Origin of the sequence: Butyricimonas sp. Marseille-P3923 (genome assembly GCF_900184685.1) — a bacterium.
Taxonomy (GTDB): domain Bacteria; phylum Bacteroidota; class Bacteroidia; order Bacteroidales; family Marinifilaceae; genus Butyricimonas; species Butyricimonas muris.
Window position 1 is genome coordinate 1 of record NZ_FXXL01000003.1, and the last position, 25,096, is coordinate 25,096.

Sequence of the window (25,096 nt, forward strand, 5' to 3'; positions counted from 1 at the left end):
CAATAAACGATGGTTTTTTCATATTAAAATGTCGTTTGGCGAAACAGTTTTCGTGTACCTATAAGAAATATCACTGTTTAAGTGGGGTGCGTGAAACACATGGCAATAAATAATCTAAACCCGTGATAGGGTCAGTGCGCGAAGCGCATCCGGACGTAGTGTGCCGGGAAAATGGCGAGAAGGTGGAGAATCGCTTTTCGTAACAGAATCAACAATTACATGATCGAGGAGAAAAAAATACACTGGTATGTCGCTTATACGCGGGTAAATCAGGAATTATTTATCAAGAAAAAGTTGGACGAGTTGGGGATCGAGAATTTTCTCCCGCGTGAGGAGCAGGTTCGGGATACCCCGCTGGGTCGTAAGACTATTCGTGTACTTTTGATCCATGGTATGATTTTTATCCGTACGGATAAAGCCACGAGTTTCTCCTTGATTAACGAGTATTCCTTGAATATCGTTTACCTGAAAGATATAGAAGGGCGTTGTTCTTTGATTGTTCCCGACAAGCAGATGGAGAATTTCATGTTCTTGTTGGATTTTTCGCCGGGTGGCATCGAGATATTGAACAAGGACCTCAAGCGAGGTGACCGGGTGCGGGTGCTCAAAGGTCCCTTGCAAGGGTTAACGGGAGAGTTGGTACGTTTGAGAGGGCACAAACGAGTGGTGATCCGTTTGGACGGTGTGGCATCGATAGCCACGTCTTATATTCCGGGTTCCTTTCTTGAAAAAATAGAGTAGAATAGAACAATCGAATTAATTTAAGATTCATGAATTATGATTTGCGATTAAAAAAGTATCGATAAGTACAATTGAAATCATAAATCTAAAATCATAAATCAAGAAATATAAATGGAAAAAGGTTTATTTCACGATTTGTACAAGCGATTGAACATGCTTGATATCCGGGCGTATCCCCCGGGGCAATTGTCTGGCTTGTTACACGGTTACTTAACAGTGTATTCTATGGTACGGGTGTACCCGTGGTTGGAGGGGACTTTCGGTCACCCTGGTGATATTCACGAGCGGGCGAAAGAGATTGCACGGCTATACTCGGGGCAGTTGAGGAATGAGGATATTCCCGTGGATACCCGGGTGGGGTATGCGGCGGATATGATGGATGTTTATCAGGTATACTCGGACTTGGGGTACTTGAAAAATGGTGTGGATGCGGCTTACCAGATACTCTCGGTGCGGGAGAATGGTAAAATCGCTTTGCCTTGTCGGACACCGAATGTTTGTCGGTTACTGTGTAATTGTTACTATTTTGCCGGAGATGAGGTGTGTGGTGAATTGGCGGGGAGGTTGGTGATGGAAGCATTGGGATATAGGCGAGGCGGGGAACGTGATGTGTTGTTGGCGTGGTGGAGTGCTATTTGTTTGTACAATGATGTGGTCGGGGCAATGGAATTACCCAAAGAAGAACTGGAGCGGTTGAACGAGGAACGGACTCGTTTACGGGTCAGCGTGGAGCGGGAGGAGGACGAGAGGATCGAACGTTTCCGACAAGCGGGACAGGAAGCGGACTTTGGTTTGGTATCGGAGGTTTTTTATATTTTGGCGAAGCGGCAGTTCGAGGAATTGAATAAAACGTGTGGGTAGAATTATTTAATTTATAATTATGAAGATAGCGATAGTGGGAACCGGTTACGTGGGCTTGGTATCCGGGACGTGTTTTTCGGAAATGGGAGTTGATGTAACTTGTGTTGACGTGAATAAAGAGAAGATAGAACAGTTACAACATGGGATGATCCCGATTTACGAGCCGGGACTGGAAGAGATGGTACACAAAAACGTGAAGGCGGGAAGGTTGCATTTCACGACCGATTTGACCGAGGTTTTGGACGAGGTGGAGGTCGTGTTTAGTGCCGTGGGGACACCCCCTGACGAGGATGGTTCGGCAGACTTGAAGTACGTGTTGGAGGTGGCACGAACCGTGGGACGCAACATGAATAAATATCTGGTGGTGGTGACCAAAAGTACTGTACCCGTGGGAACGGCAATTAAGGTAAAACAAGCAATTCGGGAGGAACTGGAACAGCGTGGTGTGACGCTCGAGTTTGACGTGGCTTCTAACCCGGAGTTTTTGAAGGAAGGGGCGGCGGTAGAGGATTTCATGCGTCCGGACCGTGTTGTCGTGGGAGTGGAAAGTGACCGTGCTAAAGAGAGCATGACCCGTCTTTATCGTCCTTTTATGTTGACCAATGATCGGATGATTTTTACCGATATACCTTCTGCCGAGATGATTAAATACGCCGCTAACTCGATGTTGGCAACCCGTATTTCTTTTATGAACGATGTGGCGAACTTGTGTGAACTTGTTGGCGCAGATATCAATATGGTGCGTAAGGGAATCGGGGCAGATACCCGTATCGGGCAGAAATTCCTGTACGCGGGTTGCGGGTATGGCGGAAGTTGTTTCCCGAAGGACGTGAAAGCGTTGATCAAGACTGCCGAGCAAAACGGTTACGAGATGCAGGTGTTGAAGGCGGTGGAAAGCGTGAACGAGCGTCAGAAGTCGGTTCTGTTCCGCAAGTTTGTGAATCATTTTAGCGGGGATGTGAAGGGGAAAACTGTAGCGTTGTGGGGTTTGGCTTTCAAACCGGAAACGGATGACATGCGTGAGGCGCCCGCTCTGGTGTTGATTGATTTGTTGTTGAATGCGGGTGTGACGGTGAAAGTGTATGATCCTATCGCTATGGACGAGTGTCATCGCCGAATCGGGGATACGGTAGTTTACTGTAAAGATATGTACGAGGCGACGGTCGATGCGGATGCTTTAATGCTTGTCACGGAGTGGAAAGAGTTCCGGGTACCGAGCTGGAGCGTGTTGAAAAAATCGATGAATGGTCGTGTGGTGATTGATGGGCGGAATATATACGAGAGGCGGGAGCTGGAGGAGAACGGTTTTGAGTATTATAAAATAGGATAAATGAAAATACTGGTGACAGGTGCAGCCGGTTTTATCGGGTTTCATGTTGCCCGGCATTTGCTCGAGCGTGGTGATGAAGTGGTGGGACTGGATAATATCAACGATTATTACGATGTAAACTTGAAATACGCCCGTTTGGCAGAAGCGGGGATTGATAGGGAATGCGTTGAATACGGGAAACCGGTACAAAGTGTGAGGTACCCGTTATATCGATTTATAAAATTGAATCTCGAGGACCGGGAAGAATTACCGGGATTATTCGAGCGGGAGAAGTTCGAGCGTGTGATAAACCTTGCAGCTCAGGCGGGAGTCCGTTACTCAATTGAGAACCCGTTTGCTTATGTGGATAGTAATCTCGTGGGATTTGTCAATGTTTTGGAGTGTTGCAGGCATAATCATGTTCGACATCTGGTTTACGCTTCCTCGAGTAGCGTGTACGGGGCAAACGATAAAGTACCTTTCTCGGAAGACGATCGGGTGGATGAGCCCGTGAGCCTGTATGCTGCCACGAAGAAGGCGAACGAGTTGATGGCGAGTTGCTATTCCAAACTTTACGGGATGCCTGCCACTGGTTTGAGATTTTTCACGGTTTACGGTCCGTGGGGACGACCGGATATGGCGCCCATGCTTTTCGCTAAAGCGATCATGAACGGGGAGCCTATCAAGGTATTTAATCACGGGAATATGATGCGGGACTTTACGTACATCGATGATATCGTGGAGGGGATGATTCGTGTGTTGGACAAGGTGCCGGGAGTTAATAAAGATCGTCAACATAGCGTGTATAATATTGGTTGTTCCTCTCCCGTGCGGTTGATGGATTTTATTGAGAACCTAGAGCGGGCTATGGGAAAAGAAGTGGAGAAAGTTTATTTGCCGATGCAGCCGGGGGACGTGTATCAGACTTATGCGGATATTGGGAGTTTACAAAAAAATGTAGGATATAATCCGAATGTATTTCTTAAAATAGGAATAAGGGAATTTGTGAATTGGTTTAAAGGATTCTATTTGTAATGAATTAAGTGTATGTATATTAAATATTATTATTATTAATGAAGCCTTCTAATGTGGTGATTGTCAATACTGTATTTTTGTATGTGAAAATAGTGTTGACAGCATTTATAACTTTATTTTCAACAAGAATTATTTTAGATGTATTAGGAGTAGAAGATTTTGGTATTTATAATTTGATAGCTGGAAGTGTGGCTATTTTAAGTTTTCTAAATGGGGCAATGATGGTTTCAACACAGAGATATTTGTCTGTATGTTTGGGGAGTAATGATGCCTCAAAATTGTTTAAAATATTTAATACTAGTTTTATACTTCATATTGCAATAGCGTTATTAATATTTTTTGTAATTGAGATATTAGGATTATGGTTGTTTGATGGAATATTGAAATTTGATTTAGAACGATTTGATGTTGCTAAATTGGTTTATCATATTGTTGCGTTTACATTATTTGTGACAATTGTAGGAGTTCCTTATAATGCTGCTATAAATGCAAGGGAGGATATGTGGTTTTTTGCATTAGTTGAAATATTGTTAGTCGTGTTGAAACTATTGGCAGCTTTTTATTTATATTATACACCCTATGATGCCTTGGTTGTTTTTGCTGTTTCTACTTTATTGATAACTTTTGTTGGCTATATAATTAAATGGTGGTGGTGTCAATGGCATTATCAAGAAACAAAAATAGATATAAAAAGGGGTGTTGATTTTAAAATATTAAAAGAGATTCTTGCATTTTGTGGTTGGAATACCTTGGGAGCTGCTGCTCAGGTTGGTCGAAATCAAGGGACAGCTGTTGTCTTGAATGTATTTTGGGGAACTTTGGCTAATGCGGCTTACGGAATAACTAATCAAGTGAACGGATTGTTAGTGTCTTTTTCTCAAACTTTGACTAGTGCTATTGCTCCACAGATAATGAAAAGTAAAGGTAGCGAAAATCAGTCAAGAATGCTTTATTTAGCAATGTTGTCATGTAAGTTTTCCTTTTTTTTATCTTCGTTGTGGGGAGTGATATTATTGTCTGAATTACCTTTAATATTGCGTTTTTGGTTGAAAGAAGTTCCCGTGAATACAATTGAATTTTGTCGTTGGACGATATGGATATTTTTAATAATGCAATTGTATCCGGGGTTAGTGCGGGCATTACAAGCTGATGGTAGAATAAAGTATTATCAGATAGCGATATCGATATTGTTGTTATTGCCTCTTTTGATAGGATGTGGATTATTTGCTTGGGGATTTTCGATTAATAGTATTTTTGGGGTGATGATTTTTGCTCAAGTAATGACATTGTGTGTAACGCTGTATTTTTCAAAAATATACGTGGGATTAATTATAAAAGACTATTTATGGAATGTCGTTTTAAAATCTTGTATGATGTTCTCGGTGAGTCTTTTAGTGGCTTATATTTTTCATTATATAGAAAATGAATGGCTTCGTTTTATTTCTGTTGTGTTGACGGCGTTAATTACTCAATGTTTATTTTTTGGGAAGATTATATTGTCTGGAACAGAGAGAGAAAAGGTATATAGTATAGCATGTAAGTTAATATGTAAAATATTTGGAAATGTTAATGAAAAACGTTTTAGTTAAGATGTTTTCTCTTTTTCAAAAGAGAACTTTAAGGAGAAGGGTTAAGTTGCTCGGGAGTGGGCAAACTTTTAATAGATTTAGTAAGATCATATTGAATGATGGGTCTATGCCTTCAGATATAACTTTAGATTCTCATGTAAATATGTATGGTGTACTTACATCTTGTAATCATGGTAAAATATTTATGGGTGAATACTCGAAAATAGGAGTGAATTCACATATAAATTGCTCTAATATGATTACAATAGGGAAAGATACGGCAATAGCCAGTAATACTGTAATACAGGATAATAATACTCATCCAGTTAATCCAATTGATCGTAGAATTATGAGAAGGACTCCTCATGGATCAGACTTGAGGAGTTGGAAACATGCAGCGAGTGCCCCTATTATTATTGGAGAGAATGTTTGGATTGGGGAACATGTGCGGATTTGTAAAGGGGTAACTATTGGTGATAATGCAATTATTGCAGCTTGTTCTGTTGTAACTAAAGATGTTCCAGCAAATTCTGTGGCAGCTGGAAATCCAGCTAAAATAGTAAAAACTGATATAGATAAGTCTAGTACTTCTGTTTTTAGCCAAAGTAATGAAGATTGATAATTTTTTATTACTTCTATTTTCGTTTTTTTTAGGGCTAGGAGGGGTTTCTTTCTGGGGAAGTGCAAGCTCAGAAGGTGGGTCTGTATTTACTCAACTGTTTTTATTATTATTCATTTGTGTAGCATTTTTTTCTAAAAGAAATAGACTACATACTTTTAGTTATGGCAATTATATTTTTGCTTTGCTGGGAGTATGGTTAATTACTTTCCTTTCAAGTATTTTTCACCAGATTAATCTATTTGATGTGTTTTATCTGGTGTATTTTTTGAAGTATGCGTTGGCTATGTTGACGTTTGTTATATTGTTGATCTATTTTGAAAGGGATGAAAAGTTATTATTTAAATCTTTGTTTTGTTTTTCTTTTGCTTCGGGGCTTGTCGCTTTAGTTTTTCTTTTGAATTTGCTCCCAGGAGCTTTTGATTTTCATAATGGTCGTTTAGCGATAGTTGGGGAAAATGCTAATACAACAGGAGGGCGTTTTGCATTATCATTTATAGTATTATCATCATTTATCATTTTTGATGTTTTTAAGTGGCGGGTTAAGCGATTGGTTTTGATATTTTTCGCATTACCAATATTCTTCATGGTTGTAGCAAGTGGTTCAAGAGGGGCTTTTTTAGCAATGATAATAGTAACGATGATAATGTATTGGTATTCTATTGCTAGTTGGAAAAAAAGAATTCTTGTATTTTCTCCAGTATTATTGATTTCAGTGTTGTTTGTGATTTATTGGATGGGGACAAAGGAAGAGTTTGTAATGGCGGAACGTCTATTAGACGTGGTTAAGTATGGTAGTAATGGTGGACGTGATATGTTGATGGTACAAGCAATGGATATTTTTTCTGATTATCCATTATTTGGGTGTGGAGAACCGTTGTACGTTTTGGAACGTTCTATACGTTTTAATGAACATTTACCAGTCCATAATCTTTTGATTCATACGTTAGTAACAGGAGGAGTTGTTGCTCTTTTGTGTCTAGTCGCGTTTTATGTTTTATTGTTTAAAGATTCTGTTGAAGTATTACAAAAAACACCACTTCCGATGTGTTTGTTTTTGTATATTTTAATGCTAGCGATGAAATCAGGTGGATTCGCAACATTTTTATCGATGTGGTATATTTTTTCAATTGTTGCCGCATTATCAAGATTGATTAAAAAAAATGAATCTATGTCTTTATAGAAAATATTGGATGGAACTCACTTTATCGATTGATGATTATCTGAAAATATGATTATCCGCCGCGCGGAAAAGTGTTTGGTGTGACGATAAGAATTTCGTGTGATTTTTTGAATTATGTTATCTAATGAATGATAATTATTAAAACGAAATTGATACTTGTTTATTATAGGAAATATATATGAATATTTTGTTTTGTTCTAGGATATATGCTAATAAAGATACTGGTTTGTATTGGAGTATCCCTAATCAAGTAAGAGCTCAAGGGAAATGTGATAATGTTTTTTGGTACAATTTGTGGATGGGTGAAACTGAAGAATGGAAAATAACAAATTATTATCATTCGTTACAGGATTATCCGAGCGGACGTCTTAAGGATTTACCTGCTCCTTTTGATACTCCTGATTTAGTTGTATTTGAAACAGTATATATATTTGCTTTTAAAGCAATCGTCTTTGATGTTTGGAAAAAGAAAATACCATATATTATTATCCCTAGAAGTTCTTTGACGGCTCCAGCCCAAAAAATTAAACCTGTGAAAAAATGGATTGGTAATTTGCTTTTCTTTTGGAAATTTACGAGAAAAGCACTTGCAATACAGTATTTGACAGAAAATGAATATAAAGAATCTGGTGATAAGTGGAATAAGAAGCATATTATTATTGGGAATGGGATAACTCCCCCTTCTAACAAAAAAGAATTTTTTTCACGAGAAGGATTAAAAGGTGTATTCATCGGGCGTTTAACTTTGTATCATAAAGGTCTTGATTTGTTGGTTGAGGCATGTAATGAGGTGCAAGATGAACTGCGTAAAGCTAAGTGTTCAATTCATATATATGGTCAAGATAGAGAAGGTGTAGTTGAATATTTAGATAATTATGTGCGTAAAAAACATTTGGATGATATTGTTTTTTATCATTATGGAGCTGTATTTGGAAAAGTGAAAGAAAAGGTATTGTTAGATAATGATTTTTTTATTTTGACGTCACGTTTAGAGGGGCATCCGATGGCGTTAATTGAAGCTTTGTCTTATGGTTTGCCTTGTTTGGTTACGCAAGGTTCTAATATGCGAGAGGAAATTGAGGATGTGGATGCTGGGTGGGGTACCGAAGTGAATGTTGATTGTATTGCGAAAGGATTGTTAAAGATTTTATCTGAAAAAGCCTTGTTAGATTTTAAAAGCAAGAATGCTATTATTTTAGCAGAAAGATATAATTGGGATAGGTTGGCTCTAAAAGCTCATGGTGTGTACGAAATGTTATTAAAGACCAAATGATTATGGCATGGATAAATTATAATCATGTACTTGTAAATAAATCTATTATAAATTCTAATTTGGATTTTGATGAAATGTATCACCTTCTGCATACAGAGAATGTATTCATGGCAAAGTATATAACTGATTTTGACATGAGATCGTCAACAGAATGGTGGTATGTTATTAAAGATGATAAAATAGATTTATCTAAAATGAAATCTAAATATCGTAATGAGATTAATAAAGGATTAAATAATGCAACTACTAGAAAAATAAATCAATGGGAATTTAAGGATGAAATTCATCAGCTATTTATGAAAGTTATGAAAAAACGTAGCCAACATAAAGATAGGAATTTGGAAGATATGTTTATGGATAGATTTGAGGAATCGAATGAATCAATTGAATGGTGGGGTGTATTTCTTAATGATAATAATAAATTGGTAGCTTTTGCGATAGTTGATTCTTATGAAGAGTATGTGGATTTAAGAGAATTTTTCTTTGATTATGATTATTTGAGGTATCATATAAGTAATTCACTTGTCTATGCTTTATGTGTTCATTATTTGAATGAAAAAAATAAACGCTTTATATCTGATGGAGAACGTTCCATAAATCATCCTACAAATATACAAGATTATTTGATAAGGACTTTTGGATTTCGGAAGGCTTATTGTACTTTGCATATTGTTTATAAAAATGCTATAATTAAAAATATTGTTTCCTTTTTGTGGAAAATACGGAAAGCGTTGCTATTTCTTAACAAATTCTCTTTGGGCAAACAAATAAATACATTAATAAGATTAGAAACTATATATAGATCATTTAGATGATTCATTTAGCCGGAGATATTAATTTAACGGATGGTTTTTTTGATACTGGATTCGGAGTTGGAACGAGTCTAATGAAAAGAAATAATCCATATGTACATTTGGATAGAGAAGCTGAAGATGTTTGGGTCGGAAATTTTGAGGGTGTTTGTGCAAGTTCCTCGGATAAAGAAGGAATATATAAACGACAATTTTTGATAGCCCCTCAATATTTAGCTCATATAAAGCATTTTGATTATTATGGCGTGGCAAATAATCATGTGATGCAGCATGGACAAGTTGCCTATAGGGAAATGCTCCGAAATCTTTCTGAATTGGGGTGTGGTATATTTGGAGATAATATTCGAAAAAGTGTAACATTTGAACATCAAAATAAGAAGGTTAGTATACTTGGCTTTTCTGTACGTACAGAAAATTTTTCAAAAGAACCATTATATTGGTATTGTCCGGAATATATAGAAATACAAGAAGAATATCAGAAGATTTCTGATAGTGATTTCAAAATTGTTTATATTCATTGGGGAAATGAATTTATCGACAGACCTTATGAAGAGCAAAAAAGATTTGCCCATTGGTTGGTAGATTTGGGGTTTGATTTGATTGTGGGAATGCATCCGCATTTGTTGCAAGGTTTTGAATGTTATAAAGATAAATATATATTTTATTCCATAGGAAACTTCGTTTTTAATATGGTGTGGGAACCATTGAGATATTCTGTATTGATAAATGTAGATCTGGAAAAAAGTGATCCGTCAATCTCGTATAGTTATATTTATATTGGAGATGATTTTTTCCCAAAGCAAGTTGAAGAATGTCATGTACCTAAAATATATAGGTTTGAATATCTGAATACTTTGTTATGTGATATCGTTGCTAATGAATCTTACTACGACATGGTGTTTCAACGGATGAGAAAATATAGAAGGAACAATTGGAAAAATTTTATTGGCAATATAAGTCATTTTAAATTTAAAGATATACATGCACTTGTGCGTGATTTCATATATAGAAGAATAAAGAAATAGTATTAATGCTACATCGATTAATTTATTATTTAGGGATGCTCAAAAGGAATCCTTCTCTTTTGGAGTATTATAATTTTTTGAAAGAATCTGATTTTTGGTCATTAGAAAAGTTGCAGAAATATCAATTGGAAAAGGCAAAAGTTTTTTTTCAATTTGTGTATGAGCATTCAGTTTTTTATAGAGAATTGTTTGATCAAGTAGGGTTTAATGCACAAAAAATTACGTGTGTTGATGACATAAAAGTATTACCGATTATTGATAAAAATATTCTTCTAAGGGAAAATGAAAGAATACAATCGGATTATCGTTTTAAGAAATTGTTTTTTTCTGAAACTTCAGGTACAACGGGTCAAGTCTTGAAATTTTATAGAAATGAAGAATGGGAATCGGGACATCGGGCTGCAATGTTTAGGGGATATCATTGGTATGGTGTGAAAGTTTGGGAGAAAAATGGTTATTTCTGGGGATATAATATAGATAAAAAGCAAAAGTATAAAGTTGCATTTCTTGATTTTTTGCAGAATCGTTTTAGAATGTTTTCATATGACAAAGAAGAGTTGAAACGTTTTATAAAACGTTTGAGAAGAGCAGCATATTTAGAAGGATATTCTTCTATGATTTATGAAACGGCAAAAATGGTGAATCAGTTACCAGAGAGGAAGAATGATTTCAAGTTGAAAATGGTAAAAGGGACTTCAGAGAAAATTTACGAGAGTTATCAAGAGGAAATTCAAAAAGCATTTGGTCTAAAAATGATTAGTGAATACGGTTCTACTGAATCTGGAATTATAGCATACGAATGTCCGGAAGGAGGACATATGCATATTTGCATGGAAAATGTTATCGTAGAAGAGGTGAATGGTGAAATTGTAGTAACAAATTTATTGTCGTATTCATTTCCAATTATTCGCTATAAGTTAGGTGATTATGTGAAACTTGCGGATAAGACCTTTAGATGTAAATGCGGTAGGGAGCATTCTGTAATATTGGATATTCTTGGGCGTGTTGGTAAATGTGTTAAAGGGTATGTGCAACAATATCCTAGTTTGATGTTTTATTATGTGTTTAAGAATATTGCACAGACTACTGGTATTTCTTTAAATTATCAAGCAATACAAAAGGAGATAGGAAAGGTTGATTTGAGAATAGAACAAAATCAACCGGAATATCAATATATATTGCAGCGAGAATTGGATAAATACTTTAAAAAAGATGTTGATTTCAAGATTGTTTGGGGACAAACATTACATACTTGGAATGGAAAATTACGGGATTTTATTTCAGAATTAGATTGAGAGGTCTTTTTATGGAAGATTTAGTTTCTGTTATAATGCCGTCCTATAATTCTTCTCGTTTTATAGGGGAGTCAATATCGTCTGTGTTGAAGCAAAGTTATGTGACTTGGGAGTTATTAATTGTAGATGATTGTTCGCAAGATAATTCGGTAGAGATTATTAATCAATATACTGAGAAAGATTGTAGGATACGATTGATTGCATTGAAGTATAATGTTGGGGCGGCTGCGGCTAGAAATATAGCGTTAGAGAATGCTAGAGGAAGATTTATAGCTTTTTTGGATAGTGATGATGTTTGGCGAGAGAATAAATTGGAGTATCAAGTGAAATACATGTTAGAACATAATATCCCTTTTTCTTTCTCAAGTTATGAAATAATGAAAGAAGATGGAGAACGATTAAATAAAATTGTAAAAGTTCCTTCTAAGCTTTCTTATTGTCGTTATTTATGTAATACAATTATAGGCTGTCTAACGGTTGTGATCGATAGAGATGTTGTTGGCGATTTTAGGATGCCTATAATTAGAAGTAGTCATGATATGGCTTTGTGGTTGTTAATAATGAAACGAGGTTTTAAGGCGTATGGATTAAAGGAGTGTCTGGCAACTTATAGACTTGTTGCAACTTCTAATACTTCTAAAAAATGGAAAGCGGCAAAAGACGTATGGAAAGTGTATCGAGATATAGAACATTTGTCTGTTTTTTATTCCATGTATTGTTTTTGTGGATATACATTTAATGCGATATGCAAAAGGGTGTTGTGAAATTGTATTTGCGGTGATGTAATAATGTTGAGTTAATCTTTTTATTATGTTTCTAAAAGAGGTGTTTGACCGTTTCATGGCATTGCTCGGCTTAGGTGTGTTATGGCCTTTTTTATTAGTCGTCGTAATTTTGATACGGGTGAAAATGCCGGATGGTCCGGTGATATTTAGGCAGAAACGGATAGGTAAGGAGGGACGATTATTCACGATGTATAAATTTAGAAGTATGACAGTAATGCATACTGGTTCATCTGTGTCTGTGGCGGGAGAAAGTCGTATAACTCCATTAGGGGCGGTGTTAAGAAAATATAAATTGGATGAATTGCCGGAGTTATGGAATGTGTTGAAAGGAGATATGAGTTTCGTAGGGCCTCGACCGGATGTTCCCGGATACGTGGATTGTCTAACTGGGGAGGAGCGGGAAGTGTTGAAATTGAAACCGGGGATAACGGGACCTGCTAGTTTGAAGTACCGATGCGAGGAAGAGGTGTTAGCTAAGGTAGAAGATCCTCAAAAATATAATGATGAAGTGATTTTTCCGGATAAGGTGAGGATTAATAGAAATTATATTAAGCATTGGAGTTTCGTGTTGGATATGAAAATTATTATTTACACGATTATTAGAAAAGATTTGGAAGAAGAATTTTTGAAATAATGGTATGAAAGATAGAATTTGGCTTTCTCTCGCTCACATGGGTGGACGAGAGCAGGAGTTTATACGTGAGGCATTTGAAACGAATTGGGTGGTACCGCTGGGACCGAACGTGAACGCCTTCGAGAAATCCTTGAGGGATTTTTTAATTGAAAATGGAGAATTGAAAGTTGAAAATGAGGATAAGTGTGTGGTGGCGTTGAGTGCAGGGACAGCGGCGTTGCACCTGGGGTTGATACTTTTAGGTGTGGGAGAGGGGGATGAGGTGATTTGCCAGAGTTTCACGTTTTCGGCATCGGCGAACCCGATCGCTTATCAGGGGGCAACTCCGGTGTTCGTGGATAGTGAGGCGGATACTTGGAATATGGATCCGGTGTTGTTGGAGGAGGCGATAGAGGACAGGTTGAAGAAGACGGGGCGGTTGCCGAAAGCGATTATTCCAGTGCATTTGTACGGGATGCCGGGGAAGATGGATGAGATTTTGGAAGTTGCTGATAGATATAAAATACCCGTGTTGGAGGATTCGGCGGAGGCGTTGGGTTCGGAATACAAGGGACGGAAGTGCGGTACTTTTGGGGAGTATGCGGCGTTGTCGTTTAACGGGAATAAGATTATCACGACTTCGGGCGGTGGGGCATTGGTTTGCCCTTGTGAAGAGCGGGCGAAACGGGCGTTGTTTTACGCCACGCAGGCGAGGGAACAGGCTCCGCATTACCAACACGAGAAGATAGGGTATAATTACCGGATGAGTAATATATGTGCGGGGATAGGTCGGGGGCAGATGTTCGTGTTGGAAGAGCACGTGAGGAGAAGGCGAGAGATACATGATTTGTACGTGAGGTTGCTGGAGGGGGTGAAAGGAGTGAACGTGATGTGTCAGCCGGGGGGGGGAGATTTTAATTCGAATTATTGGTTAACGTGTATCACGGTGGAACCGGAAAAGGCGGGCTTCACACGTGAGGACGTGAGGTTGGCTTTGGATGCGGATAATATAGAGAGCCGCCCGTTGTGGAAGCCGATGCATTTGCAGCCGGTGTTCAAGGATGCACCTTTTTACGGGAACGGGACAAGCGAGAGATTGTTTGAGGTGGGGTTGTGTCTGCCTTCGGGACCGATGTTGACGGATAAAGATATTGAGAGTGTGGTTGGGGGAATTTTAGATTTATGATTTATGATTTATGATTTTGGGATTTAGTGATTGCTGACGATTTGATTAATTGATGAAGATAGAGGATACGCCTCGGGAGATGAGTTCCCGGGGCTTTTTTGTTTTATAAATTAAAATATAGAATTATGAGAAATTTAATGAAAGCGAGGTTATTCTCTTGGTTGGAGGATACTCAAGAAGAGATGACAAGGGAAGAGATTGGTTTGATGGTACAGGAGTTCATGGGGGATTTGGAGAGGTGGCTTGACGAGGGACGGGATTACAAGGTGGTTGCCCGTGGGTTGGAGCGGGTACGGGTCCGATTGGCGGTTTCGTGCGAGATGTTCCGGTCTGGTGACGGGATGGAAAAAAAAGAAGATAGTCGGTCGGTGTGCGGTTGCCGTGTTGGAATTGGTGGAACGTGAGATCCAGCTGGTGCGGGAAGGATTGGAATACCCGGAGTGGTTTGGGGCGAGGTTGAAGGGGGGACCGCTTGCCGTTTGGCGCTCGGGTTCGTTTAAGATGGAGATTGTTGAATTGGCCTTGGGGCTTTTCTTGGCAAAGGTGTTGTGGACACCGGGTGGCAAGTTGATGGAATATGACGAGATTATCAAGTTGATGGAGTCTGTATTGGGAATAGAGTTGCCTAATTACCGGGAATTGAAGCGGGATATATTTAACCGGAAAAAAGAGTTGACGGTGTTCTTGAAGCGGTTGATCGTTTTGATTGAACGGGAAAGAGATGAGAAAGATGGTTTGTAGGGGTAAAAAATAGTGCTGATAAATAGAGCGTTATAAAGTAAGTTACTACACGTGTGCTTCACGTGTAGTAATGAAGTATCGGGGCGGGTGTAATTTTGCATTCAGTAAAATGAGAGAGAATTGAAATTAGTATCCATTTAAAGCGAGAGTATTATGGCAGAAGTAAAAAATTGTTTGGGAATTAGGGGACGGATAGGGGATTATGTTCTGTTCCGGTTGGGGGGCAAGACGTTTTTAAAAAGGAGGGTGAAAGAGAATAAATCCAACACGGAAAAACAACAAGTGATGAGAGCAAGATTTCGGGCGGCAGTGTGTTTTTACCAGCGGTTGAAAGAGATGCCTTTGAAACAGGTGTTGAGTGTGGCGGCTAGAGGGAGATGTGTTAGCGGGTATGCTTTGTTCATGAAAATGAATCTGAAAGCTTTTGGGGCAGATGGGAGAATTGCGGACTTCGCGTTGTTACAGTTCACGGTGGGAAAGCGTCAACGGGCTTATAGTTTGGAGGGATGGATTGCTCCGGCGGGGAGGGTGACGTTGGAATGGAGAAACGGGTGGATTAGCGAGTTGAGAGAAGGACAGGATCGATTGGAAGTGGTGGTATTGAAAGAAGAGTGTTCATTTTCTCCGGTGTTGGTGAGCGAAGGTGTTACCCGGAATGATAGAGGAGCGTGTTTTTGGGTGGCGCATAAGCCGGGGCGGAAGGTACACGTCTATTGTTATTTTGTTTCCCCGGACGGGAAAGAGTTGTCGCAGAGTCAATATGTTTGTTTGAAAGAAAGAATATGAAACCGGTGCAAGGTATAGTTAGTGCGGTCAGCGAGTTGATTGGGCGGCTGACCTTCCCGGCGAGGGAGAAGAAGCAGTTGGAAACGGATCTGTTGAAGGTTTTTATTTTTTTACCAGAATATTTTTCACGCTGAGTTTGAATGCATTTTTCACGCAATTGGCGGATAATTTGGTGGCAGGAATTTTGAGCATCGTGGGAGGTGTGATCAGTTCGGTTGTAGTGGCTTGGTGCAAATACCGATGGGAACGGAAGCGTTCCGGAAGGTGAGAAAGGGAGAATGAAAATGGAGCCCGTTACAGGCTCCATTTTTTATCGGTTTTATTTTTTCAGTCTTTCGGTGAGAAGAGGAACGATCTTGCGAACGTCGCCAACGATACCCAAGTCTGCCACGTTGAAGATCGGGGCAAACTTGTCTTTGTTGATGGCGATGATGAAGTCGGATTCTTCCATACCGGCAAGGTGCTGGATGGCTCCAGAAATACCCATAGCGAAGTACAAGTCGGGACGTACGGTTTTACCGGTTTGTCCTACCTGACGTTCGTGACCGAGAACTCCGGCGTCAACCATTGCACGGGAAGCGGATACTTCCGCACCGATGGTACCTGCCATTGCACGCAACATATCGAATCCTTCTGCATTACCTACTCCGCGACCTCCGGAGATAAGAACTTTAGCCTCGGTGATGTCGATCAGATTTTTGGATTCTTTCACGGTTTCGATAACACGTACACGGAATTTAGATTTGTCGAAATTGATTTTCACGTCTTCAATGTTGCCTTTCCGGTTCAAGTCACGTTGTGCCATGCGCATTACCCCGGGACGTACGGTTGACATCTGCGGGCGGTGTTCTTTACAAATGATGGTGGCCATGAGGTTTCCCCCGAACGCGGGACGAGTCATTAACAGACCGCCGTCCTCGGCTATTTCCAATCCGGTACAGTCTGCCGTCAATCCGGTTTCAACCCGTGCGGACAGGCGGGGACCCAAGTCACGACCGATCGTGGTGGCTCCGATTAACACGATGCTCGGCTTGTTCTCGATGATGATTTGGTGGATTGCTTGGGCATAAGGTTCCGTCGTGTAGGTTTCGAGTTCCGGTGCGTCTACACGCAACACGGTGTCGGCACCGTAAGCAATACATTCTTGGGCTTGCGTGGAAAGGTTATGACCTAATAGCATGGCATACACTTTCTCGTTCAAGGCATCAGCTAATTCTCTGGCTTTGCTCAACAATTCCAGAGCCACGTTTTGGATAATGCCTTCTCTTTGCTCGATGAAGACATAAACGTTTTTATATTGTGCTTTATCCATCTTTCAATTTTAGATTTTAGATCCTATTAATTTCTTGATTTATGATTTTAGATTCCGATCGCATAAATTCAACGTTTTGTTCAATCGTAAATCATAAATCATAAATCCGAAATTTTTAAATAATAAATTTCTCTTTCAACTTGTTGATAATGATATCTGCGGCTTCCGCAGGTTCTACCTCGTAGATTTGTCCTGCTGCTTTCACTCCTTTCGTGAATGATTTGAATACACGGGTGGGAGAGCCGTTCAGACCGATCTTTTTCTCGTCAACAGTGATGTTGTCGAAGCCCCAGACTTCTATTTCTTTGTCGTAAGCTTCCACGATTCCTCTCACGGACATATAGCGGGGTTTTACGCCTGATGCCAAGGCGGTTAACACGCACGGGGTGTCAACTTCCACCATTTGGTAACCTTCTTCCGTTGACTTTTTCACGGTAAGGGTTTTATTACCGTCGAAAGTCAGTCTTTCCACGTAGGTTACTTGCGGTAAATCGAGGTGCTCTGCGATTTGCGGTCCTACCTGTGCGGTATCCCCGTCGATTGCCTGACGTCCGGTGATCACCAGATCAAAATCCAAAGTTTTTAAAGCGGCGGCAATGGTATTGGAAGTTGCCAATGTATCGGCTCCACCGAATTTCCGGTCGCTTAACAAGATGGCACGGTCTACCCCCATGGCGTAAGCCTCTCTCAAGATAGCCTCTGCCTGTGGCGGTCCCATGGTAAGAACTGTCACGTGTGCATCGTATTGGTCTTTTAATTGAAGGGCAAATTCAAGTCCTCCTTTATCGTCAGGATTCATGATACTGGGTACCCCGTCTCTGATAAGGGTTCCTGTAACGGGATCCAGTTTGATTTCCGTGGTATCCGGAACTTGTTTAATACAAACAACTATCTTCATTTCAATCTTCTTTTACTTTAATAAATTTGCAGCGATCACCATTCTTTGAACTTCTGATGTTCCCTCGTAGATTTCGGTGATCTTGGCATCTCTCATCATTCTTTCAACCGGGTATTCGCGGGTGTACCCGTATCCCCCGTGGAATTGTACCGCTTTGGTGGTAACTTCCATGGCTGTTTCGGCTGCAAATAATTTACACATGGCAGCATCCGTGGAATAAGCCTCTTTTTGGTCTTTTTTGTAAGCGGCTTGTCTTACCAGTAAACGGGATGCTTCAATTTTGGTCTGCAGGTCTGCCAGTTGGAATTGTGTATTCTGGAACTGACCGATGGCTTTCCCGAATTGTTTCCGTTCTTTCACGTATTTCACGGTTTCGTCCATAGCACCTTGTGCGATACCCAATGCTTGAGAAGCGATACCGATACGTCCGCCATCAAGTGTTTTCATGGCGATGCCGAATCCTTTACCTTCTTGCCCTAACAAGTTTTCTGCCGGAACGATGCAATTTTCCATGATCAATTCGCAGGTTGCAGAACCGCGGATACCCAATTTTTTCTCTTTTTTACCCACGGAGAATCCCGGGAAATCTTTTTCCACGATAAACGCGGAGATTCCTCTGGTACCCTTGGATTTGTCGGTCATTGCCATGATGATGTACACGTGAGCGTAACCGGCGTTGGTAATGAATATCTTGGAGCCGTTAAGCACGTAATGATCTCCCTCTTTCACGGCAATGGTCTGTTGTGCGGATGCGTCCGTACCGGCGTTCGGTTCGGTTAACCCGAATGCTCCGATCCATTCCCCGGAAGTTAGTTTGGGAAGATATTTGGCTCTTTGCTCGTTGGTTCCGTGTTCCATAATCGGGGCGCAGCACAATGACGTGTGTGCGGACACGATTACTCCCGTGGTGGCGCATACGCGGGACAATTCCTCTACTGCCATCGTGTAGAGTATGTTACTGCCTCCGGCTCCGCCGTATTCCACCGGGAATGGAATACCCATGATACCCAATTTCGCCATTTTTTCAACGGTTTCTATGGGGAATCTTTCTGATTCGTCCACTTCTGCCGCCAAGGGTTTTACCTCTTTTTCCGCGAACTCTCTTATCATTTGTAAGAAGAGTTGCTCTTTTTTTGATAGACTGAAATCCATTATTATTAATGTTTTTTTAGTTGAACGAAGCTAGTTGTAATTCTAAATCAGCATTTTTTTAGAATCAATGCCGTCCCCATGCCACCCCCTATACAGAGAGAGGCAAGCCCTACTTTAGCTTCACTGTTTAGCATTTCATATACAAGTGATACGATGATACGATTGCCGGATGCTCCGATGGGGTGCCCCAGAGCAATGGCACCACCGTTGACGTTTGTACGTTCGTTTATCCATTCTCTCGTTACGCCGTGTTGTGCCATCAACTCGTGAATTACTCCCAGTGATTGTGCCGCAAATGCCTCGTTTAGTTCAATCACGTCGATGTCGGATAATTTTATTCCGGCATTCTTCAACGCGTTGGCGATTGCGGGCACGGGTCCCATGCCCATGATAGCAGGATCCACACCACCCTGTCCGACACCGATGATCTCGCATAGAGGAGTCAGGTTGTTTTGTTTAACAGCCTCTTCCGAAGCGATCATCACGAAGGATGCACCGTCGTTGATTCCGGACGCGTTACCGGCTGTGACGGAGCCCTCTTTTTTGAAAGCGGGACGTAAAGTCGATAATTTTTCCAGAGATGTCTTTCTGTTGGGAAATTCGTCTGTGTCGAATTGTAAAGTCTCTTTTTTGACTTTATACTCGATAGGCACAATTTCAGCTTTGAAGTTACCGTTATCGATAGCAGCTATAGCACGCTTCTGCGATTTCATGGCAAATTCATCCTGTTCTTCGCGGCTGATAGAATATTTTTCCGCTATATTCTCTGCCGTTATTCCCATGTGGTATCCTTCGAAAGCATCCGTGAGGCCATCGAATACCATGTGGTCGATAACGGTTACATCTCCCATGCGATGTCCGTCACGGACATGCCCGGGGAGAATATATCCCGCTTTGGACATGGATTCGGTACCTCCCGCGATGATCAGATTCGCCAATCCCGCTTTGATAGCGCTTACACCGTTTAACACGGCTTTCATTCCGCTACCGCATATCATGTTGATACCATAGGCCGGTACTTCCTGAGGGATTCCCCCTTTGATAGATGCCTGACGGGCTACACCTTGACCCTGTCCGGCGGATAGTACGTTACCCACGATTACTTCATCGATATTTGCAGGGTTTACTCCGGTTTCCGCGATTATATTTTTGATTACCGCTGCACCGAGGTCTGCTGCTGATAATGAAAGAGTACTTCCTAAAAATTTGCCGATCGCTGTTCTTTTTGCTGCTACGATATATGTCTTCATTATTGAGGCATGGGTTTTAAGTTTTTAGAAACGATTAATTCACAGCCTGTTGCTGCTTTGATGTCATCTAATGTAAATTCACTGTTCAATTCTACCAGTTCGATTCCTGCCGGGGTTACGTTCATCACGCCCATCTCGGTGATGATCATGTCAACTTCGCCCGCGGCGGTCAACGGTAGGGTACATTCTTTTAGTATTTTGTGATTTCCTTTTGCCGTGTGTTCCATGGCAAGGATTACTTTTTTAGCGCCTACCAGAAGGTCCATGGCTCCACCCATACCCGGTGCTTTTTTGCCGGGGATAATCCAGTTTGCCAAGTTTCCTTTCTCGTCTACCTGTAAAGCACCAAGGATAGTTACATCCACGTGTCCGCCCCGGATGATGCCGAAAGAAGTGGCGCTGTCAAAGCTACAAGCTCCGTCTACAGCCGTGATGTATCCACCACCGGCATCCGTCAATTCCGGATTTTCTTTTCCTGCTTCCGGTTTCGGTCCCATGCCTAACAATCCGTTTTCGGATTGCAGCACCACGTGTACGTCACTTTGCAAGTAATTAGGAACCATTGTCGGTAATCCGATACCCAAGTTTACCACGTCGCCGTCTTTTAATTCGAGAGCTACCCGTTTGGCGATAACTTCTCTTACTTGATCTTTATCCATAACCGTTTTAATTTTTGATTTCAGATTTCGGATTTTAGATTAATGGTAATCATAAATCGTAAATCTCAAATCGTAAATGTAATTATTTATTTTTTCTTCTAACAAATTCCTGTGCGATAAATGAAGCCACGTCATCGGCATAGGTATTCATACCGAATCCGGCATCATAACCCAGTTCTTTCGCTAATTCGTGGGAGATACGGGGTCCCCCGCAAGCCAAGATTACCTTGTCCCGCAAGCCTTCCGCTTCGAGCATTTCCACGAGTTCAATCAAGTTTTGGATGTGAACGTCTTTTTGCGTAACGGTTTGTGAAACCAGAAGAGCGTCCGCTTTCAACTCGATAGCCTTGGCGATAAACTCTTCGTTGGGTACTTGACTTCCCAAGTTGTGAGCCTCTACCATCTCGTACCGTTCCAAGCCGTAGTGTCCGGCGAAACCTTTCATGTTCATGATGGCGTCGATTCCCACGGTATGGGCGTCGGTTCCGGTACTGGCACCCACGACAATCAACGGGCGTCCGATGTTTTCACGGATAAATTCGTCCGTTTCGTGCATATCCCATTTCGTCCCTTCCACTTTAGGCACGTGAATATTCGTGAAGTCCACAGTGTGCGTGCAACTTCCGTAGCAGTTGAAGAAGGTGAATCCTTCGGTCAATTCCTTGTGGAATACGACTTGCGGGTTCTCGAATCCCATTTTCTTCAATAATTGTTTAGCGGCTTCGATAGCCTCATCCCCGGCAGGTACGGGTAACGTGAAACTCAATTGAGTTTTTCCGTCGTTCATCGTGTCGCCGTAGGGTTTTATTTTTTTCAGATCCAGTGTCTGGTCAAAATCATTTTTATCGGTAGAATATAATCCTCCACTCATAATTAATTGAAAATTGAAAATGCAAAATTGAAAGTTATCAATTGCATAATTGGTTAAATTTTATTTTATTCACTCTTTTGAAAACTTGAAATTAAAAATGATAGTCATAGGACATCTCATTTTCAATTTTCAATTCTCAATTTTCAATTGTTATTAAGCATTAGCTCAATAAACGGGTTATAGTAATTGGCACCCTTGGCGGCAACTCCGTCAAGTCCTTTACCACCATTCTTCGGGCGTTTCACGTCACCGAAGATACCTTTTTCCAGCGCAGTGAAAAGTCCTTCACGCTCGATGTTTTCGAGTAGAGCGATCGCGTTGTCCAATACTTCTTTGGCACGACTCTGGATGATACCGTCCTTTTTAAATTCTACCTCGTCGCCGATGTTTTTCATGTTACTGAAAATGTATTTGGCATTCTCGATAGAGAGGTAACGGTCGGACATGAAAGGTGTGTGGATTGCTTCTGTCGGCATTCCCAACAATTGGATACCTTGTGAAGTCCATATTCCGATCATGTTGAAGAGTGCATCCTGTATGTGTCCGCGGAAGATATTTCCCGTCATGAACTTGGTTGGAGGCATATATTTTAACGTGGCTTTCGGGAAAATTTCACGAGTCATTTGTGCTTGGGAAAGCTCCAGCAGGAATCCGTTTTCCAGTGACGGGTCCATCTCAAAAGCGTGTCCCAATCCCATTTGTTCTTCTTTCAGTCCCGCGAGTAAAGCCAATTGTTCGTTGATAAGGTCGGAAGCCAGCACGGTATGCGCTTGCTCCACGGCATCGGCGGTAGTCAGATAGTTGTCCTCACCCGTGTTGATGATCACTCCGGCAAACCCGTTGATTACACGTGACATGAACTGGTCAACCAGCGTGCGTTGCATGTTGATGTCGCGGAAAAGAATCCCGTAAAGAGCATCATTCAACATCACGTCCAAGCCTTCCAAGGCTCCCATGGCGGCAATTTCCGGCATACATAACCCGGAACAGTAGTTGCACAAGCGGATGTAGCGTCCGACTTCTTCGCCCACTTCGTCCAGTGCTTTACGCATGATGCGGAAGTTTTCCTGTGTCGCGAAAGTTCCCCCGAATCCTTCTGTTGTTGCTCCATAAGGCACGTAATCCAACAAACTCTGCCCTGTTGTACGGATTACGGCGATAACGTCAGCACCCTGCCGTGCGGCTGCTTGAGCCTGTACCACGTCTTCGTAGATATTTCCGGTAGCGACGATCACGTACAGGTAAGGTTTCGGGCCTTCGCCTATCGTTTTCAGGTAATGTTCTTTTTTCGCCCGCCGGTCACTGATACGCTTGATACTTGCATCCACGTATGGTTTCAAGGCCGCTTTGATTTTCTCCATCGAGTGAACGGGTAACGTGGTCATATCCAACTGTCCCTCCGCGACTTTCTCTGCTATTTGTTGCGGGTTCATTCCGGTTTCCACGATGGTGTTCCCGAGGAAAAAGAGAATACCTTGTCCCAATACTCCTTTGTCTTTGATCTCGTCTACCAACACGTTGGGGAGCGGTACCGTGTTGGCGTCCACGCCATCGATGCCGAGTAAACGGCATAAAGTACGCTCAACGGCAACGGTCGAGTACTGATCCACGAATTTCTGTACGTCGTCGGCTATCTTTCGTGACACTTCTTTCGCGTGTGCCACTTTGTTGAAATCTAACCCTAATTTACTGTTCTGCATATTTTTGTTCTGTTATAAATTCTGTTCCAAATAGTTCTCCGCTTTGTCCAACAATTCCTCGTCTACACCCAGAATACGGGCAATTCTCATCGCTTCATGCGGCACGGAGTCTTGAGTCTCCTCGATTAGCGAATAATCGATAAACTCGTTTATGTTATTGATGGTCAACCGACCGTCTGTTTTGTCTTTAATAAATCCTTTTACCCGCATCTTTTTGCATCCGGCTTTGATGCCGCTGTAATGTGAGGTAATGAGGGAACGGACACCTTTACCTGTGAGAAAGTCGAGCACCGCGTTGACTATGGCCTTTCCTTCCGTGGGATTGGTTGTTCTTGCCAGTTCATCAATCAAGATAAGAGCGTTTTTCCCTGCTTTTACATCTTGAATGATGGTATTGAGCCTTAGCATCTCCGAGGCAAATGAAGAGAGGCCGCTAAGTTCCGATTGTTCGTCACCGATGCACAAAAGAACTTCGTCTACCAAAGCGATTTCAGCGTGTTCTGCCGGAACGTAGAAACCGAATTGGAATAAGGTTTGTGCCAGAGCCACGGTTTTGAGGATGACACTTTTACCTGCCATGTTTGCCCCGGTAATCAAGCATGCCCCGGGAGCGATGTCAATGTCGATAGCTTGAAATTTCTTACCTTCTGTTCTTAGAACTTCTTTTACCTGCGGGTTGAAGATGTTTTTGTAACAGGTAACCGTTTCTGAAATTTCCGGTTTACACAATTGCATCTCGATGGCCTGCTTTGCTTTGGCGAGCAATATGTCAAGCGTGGCAATATTGGCGAGTGCTTCGTTGATTTCAAGTTTATACGGGTGTATTTGAACGGACAGTTCTTCCCGGATGCGGTCTTCCAGCACGGTATGCTCGAATTGTAACTGATCCAGTACCTTGCTGTCGGTTCGCTCGTTCATTTTTAGCGTTTTTATTTTTACCCGCAAGGCTGCCAGTTCTTCGGAATAAGCATCATAAACGTAAAAATGAGGTATACGCATTCTTTCCGGGTCCAGCGTGTTGACTACCGGTTCCAAGTCCGGAAGTGATACCACGTCGATACGGGCGGCAATGAGCAGTTGCCGGATATCCATAACGAGTAAAGAGAATGCCTTTAATTCAAACAGTTCAATGTCGTCCAATGCTTGTGCTTCTGTTATCCGGTTTGCTGTACCTCGGATATCTTTCACTTGCATGAGCTTTACATTGATCTTGGTAATGGTGTCCGTCAACAAGGAATCACGCGAGATGTTGATTGTCGCTTCCGTTTTATCCAATTCGGCGCTAATCTCTTCCCTCGTGTGTAAGTACGGTAGTGTGTTCAATACACGTTTTGCCAGACCGGATTGAATTTCCAGTTTGTCGATCATGTATCTGAACCCGTTTACTTCTTCTATTGCGCCGCGTAAAAACACCTTAATTCA

The 25,096-nt window shown here is 41.4% G+C and carries 27 protein-coding genes; 19 read left to right on the plus strand and 8 right to left on the minus strand.

The genetic code is table 11. From position 1 onward, the window contains the following. The first annotated feature begins 219 nt into the window (after positions 1-219). The 19 genes from CS948_RS00245 to CS948_RS21805 all read left to right on the plus strand — a co-directional run bounded on the left by CS948_RS00245 (position 220) and on the right by CS948_RS21805 (position 16,100). Positions 220-741, plus strand: coding sequence for a UpxY family transcription antiterminator (locus CS948_RS00245; RefSeq protein WP_099290033.1), 522 nt, complete (start codon positions 220-222; stop codon positions 739-741). Positions 742-852: 111 nt separating this feature from the next. Further along, the gene (locus tag CS948_RS00250; protein WP_099289803.1) at positions 853-1,602 is read left to right on the plus strand and encodes a hypothetical protein; all 750 of its coding nucleotides are present in this window, start codon (positions 853-855) and stop codon (positions 1,600-1,602) included. A 19-nt stretch (positions 1,603-1,621) separates the two neighbouring features. After that, positions 1,622-2,932 carry a UDP-glucose/GDP-mannose dehydrogenase family protein gene (locus CS948_RS00255; protein ID WP_099289804.1) on the plus strand — a complete coding sequence of 437 codons (1,311 nt, stop codon included), beginning with the start codon at positions 1,622-1,624 and terminating at the stop codon, positions 2,930-2,932. After that, a complete protein-coding gene (locus tag CS948_RS00260; protein WP_099289805.1) occupies positions 2,933-3,946 on the plus strand; it encodes an NAD-dependent epimerase in 1,014 nt (337 codons plus the stop codon). It begins immediately after the preceding gene. 38 nt (positions 3,947-3,984) lie between these two features. Beyond that, the gene (locus CS948_RS00265) at positions 3,985-5,535 is read left to right on the plus strand and encodes a hypothetical protein (RefSeq protein WP_099289806.1); all 1,551 of its coding nucleotides are present in this window, start codon (positions 3,985-3,987) and stop codon (positions 5,533-5,535) included. Further along, the gene (locus CS948_RS00270; RefSeq protein ID WP_255301814.1) at positions 5,516-6,133 is read left to right on the plus strand and encodes an acyltransferase; all 618 of its coding nucleotides are present in this window, start codon (positions 5,516-5,518) and stop codon (positions 6,131-6,133) included. The genes CS948_RS00265 and CS948_RS00270 overlap by 20 nt, the downstream gene beginning before the upstream one ends. Continuing rightward, on the plus strand, positions 6,123-7,316 hold the full coding sequence (locus CS948_RS00275; RefSeq protein ID WP_099289807.1) for an O-antigen ligase: 1,194 nt from the start codon (positions 6,123-6,125) through the stop codon (positions 7,314-7,316). Before CS948_RS00270 ends, CS948_RS00275 begins: the two co-directional genes overlap by 11 nt. Positions 7,317-7,494: 178 nt before the next feature. Next, positions 7,495-8,589 carry a glycosyltransferase family 4 protein gene (locus tag CS948_RS00280; RefSeq protein WP_099289808.1) on the plus strand — a complete coding sequence of 365 codons (1,095 nt, stop codon included), beginning with the start codon at positions 7,495-7,497 and terminating at the stop codon, positions 8,587-8,589. 2 nt (positions 8,590-8,591) lie between these two features. After that, positions 8,592-9,404, plus strand: a complete 813-nt coding sequence (locus CS948_RS00285) for a hypothetical protein (protein ID WP_141560851.1) — start codon at positions 8,592-8,594, stop codon at positions 9,402-9,404. Further along, positions 9,401-10,426, plus strand: coding sequence for a CapA family protein (locus tag CS948_RS00290; protein WP_099289810.1), 1,026 nt, complete (start codon positions 9,401-9,403; stop codon positions 10,424-10,426). Before CS948_RS00285 ends, CS948_RS00290 begins: the two co-directional genes overlap by 4 nt. A gap of 5 nt (positions 10,427-10,431) precedes the next feature. Further along, positions 10,432-11,721 carry a phenylacetate--CoA ligase family protein gene (locus tag CS948_RS00295; RefSeq protein ID WP_099289811.1) on the plus strand — a complete coding sequence of 430 codons (1,290 nt, stop codon included), beginning with the start codon at positions 10,432-10,434 and terminating at the stop codon, positions 11,719-11,721. An 11-nt stretch (positions 11,722-11,732) separates the two neighbouring features. Further along, the gene (locus CS948_RS00300) at positions 11,733-12,485 is read left to right on the plus strand and encodes a glycosyltransferase (RefSeq protein ID WP_227217292.1); all 753 of its coding nucleotides are present in this window, start codon (positions 11,733-11,735) and stop codon (positions 12,483-12,485) included. A gap of 46 nt (positions 12,486-12,531) precedes the next feature. Then, a complete protein-coding gene (locus tag CS948_RS00305) occupies positions 12,532-13,140 on the plus strand; it encodes a sugar transferase (RefSeq protein WP_099289812.1) in 609 nt (202 codons plus the stop codon). 4 nt (positions 13,141-13,144) lie between these two features. Further along, positions 13,145-14,305: a DegT/DnrJ/EryC1/StrS aminotransferase family protein gene (locus CS948_RS00310; protein WP_099289813.1), complete on the plus strand. Its 1,161-nt coding sequence runs from the start codon at positions 13,145-13,147 to the stop codon at positions 14,303-14,305. 125 nt (positions 14,306-14,430) lie between these two features. Continuing rightward, positions 14,431-14,709, plus strand: coding sequence for a hypothetical protein (locus CS948_RS00315; protein WP_099289814.1), 279 nt, complete (start codon positions 14,431-14,433; stop codon positions 14,707-14,709). Beyond that, positions 14,639-15,046 (plus strand): RteC domain-containing protein, encoded by a 408-nt coding sequence (locus CS948_RS00320; protein WP_141560852.1) that lies wholly within the window; start codon positions 14,639-14,641, stop codon positions 15,044-15,046. Before CS948_RS00315 ends, CS948_RS00320 begins: the two co-directional genes overlap by 71 nt. A gap of 153 nt (positions 15,047-15,199) precedes the next feature. Further along, a complete protein-coding gene (locus tag CS948_RS00325) occupies positions 15,200-15,832 on the plus strand; it encodes a hypothetical protein (RefSeq protein WP_099289816.1) in 633 nt (210 codons plus the stop codon). Next, positions 15,829-15,966, plus strand: a complete 138-nt coding sequence (locus tag CS948_RS21500) for a hypothetical protein (protein ID WP_176554842.1) — start codon at positions 15,829-15,831, stop codon at positions 15,964-15,966. Before CS948_RS00325 ends, CS948_RS21500 begins: the two co-directional genes overlap by 4 nt. 2 nt (positions 15,967-15,968) lie before the next feature. After that, entirely contained in the window at positions 15,969-16,100 is a 132-nt protein-coding gene (locus tag CS948_RS21805) for a hypothetical protein (protein ID WP_255301816.1), read from the plus strand. Positions 16,101-16,151: 51 nt separating this feature from the next. Here the strand turns inward: CS948_RS21805 and CS948_RS00330 are convergent, their stop codons facing one another. From CS948_RS00330 to CS948_RS00365, 8 genes are all read right to left on the minus strand, one after another. Further along, a complete protein-coding gene (locus CS948_RS00330; RefSeq protein WP_099289817.1) occupies positions 16,152-17,144 on the minus strand; it encodes an electron transfer flavoprotein subunit alpha/FixB family protein in 993 nt (330 codons plus the stop codon). A gap of 115 nt (positions 17,145-17,259) precedes the next feature. After that, positions 17,260-18,042 (minus strand): electron transfer flavoprotein subunit beta/FixA family protein, encoded by a 783-nt coding sequence (locus CS948_RS00335; protein ID WP_099289818.1) that lies wholly within the window; start codon positions 18,040-18,042, stop codon positions 17,260-17,262. 12 nt (positions 18,043-18,054) lie between these two features. After that, positions 18,055-19,194 (minus strand): acyl-CoA dehydrogenase, encoded by a 1,140-nt coding sequence (locus CS948_RS00340; protein ID WP_099289819.1) that lies wholly within the window; start codon positions 19,192-19,194, stop codon positions 18,055-18,057. Between the two features lie 47 nt (positions 19,195-19,241). Further along, complete coding sequence (locus CS948_RS00345) at positions 19,242-20,444, minus strand: acetyl-CoA C-acetyltransferase (protein ID WP_218014297.1); 1,203 nt, start codon at positions 20,442-20,444, stop codon at positions 19,242-19,244. Further along, on the minus strand, positions 20,444-21,103 hold the full coding sequence (locus CS948_RS00350) for a 3-oxoacid CoA-transferase subunit B (protein ID WP_099289821.1): 660 nt from the start codon (positions 21,101-21,103) through the stop codon (positions 20,444-20,446). Before CS948_RS00350 ends, CS948_RS00345 begins: the two co-directional genes overlap by 1 nt. A gap of 82 nt (positions 21,104-21,185) precedes the next feature. Then, positions 21,186-21,974, minus strand: a complete 789-nt coding sequence (locus CS948_RS00355; RefSeq protein WP_099289822.1) for an OAM dimerization domain-containing protein — start codon at positions 21,972-21,974, stop codon at positions 21,186-21,188. A 143-nt stretch (positions 21,975-22,117) separates the two neighbouring features. Beyond that, positions 22,118-23,674: a lysine 5,6-aminomutase subunit alpha gene (locus tag CS948_RS00360; RefSeq protein WP_099289823.1), complete on the minus strand. Its 1,557-nt coding sequence runs from the start codon at positions 23,672-23,674 to the stop codon at positions 22,118-22,120. A gap of 12 nt (positions 23,675-23,686) precedes the next feature. After that, positions 23,687-25,087, minus strand: a complete 1,401-nt coding sequence (locus tag CS948_RS00365) for a DNA mismatch repair protein MutS (RefSeq protein ID WP_255301817.1) — start codon at positions 25,085-25,087, stop codon at positions 23,687-23,689. Between the last annotated feature and the right edge of the window lie 9 nt (positions 25,088-25,096).